Raw genomic sequence first — 3,597 nt, 5'->3', positions numbered from 1 at the left:
AACCGGCAAATCCATTTCCAGCCAGGCATCATATCCTGCAAGAACGGACGCATCTGGGCGCTGGGCATATACCATACAGGTATTTAAGAAGTCCAACTGATACAAGCGCCCCATGCAGGAAAGAAAATTTTTCCAGGAATCCTCCGACTCTGAAATCCAGTGTATGGTTTCCTCATACAGTTCCCGTACTTTTGTGATATGCTTCATCTGCTGTTCCTTCTTTCTTTTACAGGTACCAGTTCTTTTGCAGAAATATCACGATAGGAAAAATCATCTGCCCCCAGCACGATTTTTTCTGCATAATAATCTGCTTCTGCTTTTGCAGTTGCCTCCAGTTCATTCCTGCCCCGGTATCTTACTTTTTTCTCCAGGACTTCTGTTATGGTCACTTCATATTCTTTTTCGTCCATGCTTCTCCTTTCTTACTGCAAGCGGTTGGGTCTTCCATACAGCCCAATGTTCGACGGATTGAACGGGTCATTCACTACTCCACGTCTGCTGTTGGCTGCATGTACCATTCTGCCATTACCAACATAAATTGCCACATGGGAAATATTGCGGAACTGCCCATTCTGCTCATAAGAATAAAAAATCAGATCTCCCGGCTCCAGTTCGCCTTCTGTAACTTCCAACCCATGTGTTACCATAAATTCTCCCTGGGTAGAGGCAATCGCCGGAAGGGAAATGCCTACCTCCTGATACAACCGCTGTACCAGGGAACTGCAATCATAATATCCTTCCTCATACCGGTGTTCCTGACTGTATTTGCAGCCTACCTTCGTCAGTGCCAGATTTGCAACGTCACTTCCTACGCCAAAGGAAGGGATCTCATTTCGGAATTCCTCACTCATGACTTCCCTTAAAAGTTCTTCTTCTTTTTCGGTCAGCTTTCCAAGTGCAATATAGTCCTCATAATTCAGGTTCTTGACGTAGCAGCCCTTCTTTGTTACCGTAATCTCATTTTCGTCCCCATCTGCCAGAAACGCTTCAAAAGTCTGATGTCCCCAGGCAGACGCAGTTGCATGATCTGCACAGAAAACATCAAATTGTACCCCATACCGGTCAAATGCTCCGGTATCTTCTACGGTATATTCAATCCCGTTCATAATGATCCTGGTTCCCATAGGGACAAAGGGGTTTTGTGCATCTACTGCAATGGTATGGTCCGGTTTTGGCATGACACCGGAGGCTGTAGGTCCTCCTGCCCACTGTCCACAACAGATACTGCACTGGCAATAACCGCTGGTGACAACATTTCCCAGGCTATCCCCTGCCTTTATGGTGGTGGTTATGGTCGTGTTTTCAAAACTGTTCATTTCATCAAAGATTTCCTTCAGCTTGTCCTTATGCCGCTGATCCATATCCACACCTATATCCCCGGTTCCATACTTCACCATATAAACCATTAAAGTATCATAGTAATTACTCACATAATTCCCGTTTTTCTCATGGAGATAGGTAACTGCCCCATCTTTCCCATTTTGTCCAAGTTTTGTATTAAAGTCCATGTAGTAACCGTTTAAAACTTCTCGGACGGTAGGGTTCTCCTCAGACGGATTTGGCATGAACGCACCAAGTGGCGAACAGTATAAGAGGAAAAAGATAATCACTACAGGGATTGCCACCACAAGAAGAATACTGAACAGCGGAGCCAAAAGCGCCCCGGCAAACTGGACCACCTTCAGCATAAACACAGAGGCTTTCATCTTTACAATATCTTTTGCCACCTGTGCCAAACTGTCCTGCTGCCCATTTCCGGTGAGCTTATTGATCATATACTGGATTTTTCTCTGCCGGACTGCCTGTTTTTTCTGTTTCTCCATCTGTTTCTTTTTCACTGCTCTTGTTTGTCTGTAAAACTGCTTATTGGTGATCTTCCCATCTGCCTGTTTTACCTTTAATTCCTGCTCTGCCTTTCTATAATTCCGATCCTTCCACAGCTTTTCTGCCGGTTTTGTTGCTGTCCCCATGACATAAAGGGAATCATTGACTTCCTCCCCGCCCTCTAACTGGGTCAATATAGCAGCCTCTCCCCGGCGTACCCCTTTTATGGCAGTCTGCTTCGCCAGGGAAGATTTTTTTGTTTCCGCCAGCTTTGCAGCCTGTTCCCTCCGATACTGTTCCTTCGCCTGGAAACCAGCAGAGGGCTGACTGTTTGGTGCTACCCCCTGTTTCATCTGATCCGGCTGTAAGGTTCCCGGTACAGATACGGTGCTTTTGGCCTTTCCATTTTGTTTTCTATCTTCTGCTGCTCCCCGGATTGCTGCCTCTTTCCCGGATTGCTTTTTCTTTTCCTTTTGTTTTTCAAACAGCGCTTCTCTGCCCTGCTTCGGCTGTTTCCCTTTTTCTGCCCCTTCTTTTTCTTTCTCTGCCCTAAAAGATCGGCCACCGGCTTAGAGGTAAAAGCAGCTTTCTTTTCCTTTGCAGATAAAATAGGATTTTTCTTATGCACCGTCACCTGGGCTTCTTTTTTTAATTTCAGCTCCGGCTCTTTTTCTTTTTTTACCTTAATCTCCAAAGCAGTCCCCCTCTCCGGGGTTTAATTCTTCTGCCTGATACCAGAGCGCCTGAAACAGATACCCCTGTTCCTTTTCTCTGGGTGGTGGACCGTACTCCTTTTCCAATTCCTGAAAGGCTTCCATAAGGTTTCCGGAAAATTCCTGGTAATCATCTTCTGTCAGGATATATTTTTCACTGAACAGTACCTGCTCCAATTCCCCCACTTCTACCAAATGGTCTATGTCTTCCGGGGAAAGTGGCGGTCCCAGTCTGTCATAAGTCTTTTCTTTCAGGTAGGAAAACTGATAAAGTTCCGTCTGCTGCGGTAAAATCTTCTCCTTACTGCCATCAAAGAGCAAAAAAATAGCTTCCGCTTTTAAGAAAACGGAAACCTCAGCTTGCTCACCATATTTTAGTGCCTGCTCCTTAGAAGGAAACTCCAGCCAGTCCGGAATACGGATTTCCAGCATCCAGGCTTCATACTGCAGTCCAAAAGATAATTGATATTTTGCGATAATTCCTCCTCCCTTCCACTACAAATAGTCATAATAAATCTCATTGGTATCTTCATGAAAGGACAATTCATACTGTCCGGGGATACCAGGATTCCTCCATCCACTAACGGAAAAAAGCATCTACATCTGACCATAAGCGGGAATTGCACTGCCTTCCTGCAGCTTTCCTTAACTCCAGCATTTTAGCAAAAGCCCGCCGGTAAGCCCTCTCATAGGTCGGGAAGATGCGGAACTCCCGGTATCTTTGTTTTCCTGCCATAGGACAGCCTACACAGCCAACCCAGTGAAATCCCATTTCGTAAAGAGGGTTCATGGGTATTTTCTCTGCCTGGATATACTCCCAGACCTGCTGGTCACTCCAGTCAACAATGGGATTGCATACGTGTTTGCCCCTTGACAGGCATGATTCAAAGAGTCGCCTGGTATCATCATTATCATTATTTAAAATAATGGCACGTTTTTTTCCATTTGGGACAAAATTTTCATAAATCCCCCTGTTTTTCCTCCGCTTTCGGCTTTCTGCCCACCGGACACCTGTGGTGATAAAACGCCCAGCCCCACCATTTTCTTTTAGAACCTCACA

The 3,597-nt window shown here is 45.5% G+C and carries 6 protein-coding genes; all 6 read right to left on the bottom strand.

Translation table 11 applies throughout. The features are described 5' to 3' along the window. The coding region (locus AC075J_RS02235; RefSeq protein ID WP_476389926.1) for a hypothetical protein at positions 1 to 207 on the bottom strand (207 nt) is incomplete at its 3' end. After that, the gene (locus AC075J_RS02230) at positions 204 to 410 is read right to left on the bottom strand and encodes a DpnD/PcfM family protein (protein ID WP_055056107.1); all 207 of its coding nucleotides are present in this window, start codon (positions 408 to 410) and stop codon (positions 204 to 206) included. The genes AC075J_RS02235 and AC075J_RS02230, both read right to left, overlap by 4 nt. Positions 411 to 422: 12 nt before the next feature. Beyond that, positions 423 to 2,177, bottom strand: coding sequence for a C40 family peptidase (locus AC075J_RS02225; protein WP_476389925.1), 1,755 nt, complete (start codon positions 2,175 to 2,177; stop codon positions 423 to 425). Beyond that, positions 2,174 to 2,518 carry a hypothetical protein gene (locus AC075J_RS02220; protein WP_476389924.1) on the bottom strand — a complete coding sequence of 115 codons (345 nt, stop codon included), beginning with the start codon at positions 2,516 to 2,518 and terminating at the stop codon, positions 2,174 to 2,176. Before AC075J_RS02220 ends, AC075J_RS02225 begins: the two co-directional genes overlap by 4 nt. Then, positions 2,508 to 2,969, bottom strand: a complete 462-nt coding sequence (locus AC075J_RS02215; protein WP_025577477.1) for a hypothetical protein — start codon at positions 2,967 to 2,969, stop codon at positions 2,508 to 2,510. Before AC075J_RS02215 ends, AC075J_RS02220 begins: the two co-directional genes overlap by 11 nt. Before the next feature lie 148 nt (positions 2,970 to 3,117). Beyond that, the coding region (locus tag AC075J_RS02210; RefSeq protein WP_476389923.1) for a phosphoadenosine phosphosulfate reductase domain-containing protein at positions 3,118 to 3,597 on the bottom strand (480 nt) is incomplete at its 5' end.

It is taken from the genome of Blautia sp. ZXY-1-C6 (genome assembly GCF_056339875.1).
Note: the sequence above shows the minus strand (reverse complement) of the source record. Positions and strands in the feature narration are given on the sequence as shown.

What these genes read in the sequence shown, in the direction of transcription:
- AC075J_RS02215 (WP_025577477.1), bottom strand. Translation starts at nt 2,969, where the DNA reads ATGCTGGAAATCCGTATTCCGGACTGGCTGGAGTTTCCTTCTAAGGAG.
- AC075J_RS02225 (WP_476389925.1), bottom strand. Translation starts at nt 2,177, where the DNA reads ATGAAACAGGGGGTAGCACCAAACAGTCAGCCCTCTGCTGGTTTCCAG.
- AC075J_RS02230 (WP_055056107.1), bottom strand. Translation starts at nt 410, where the DNA reads ATGGACGAAAAAGAATATGAAGTGACCATAACAGAAGTCCTGGAGAAA.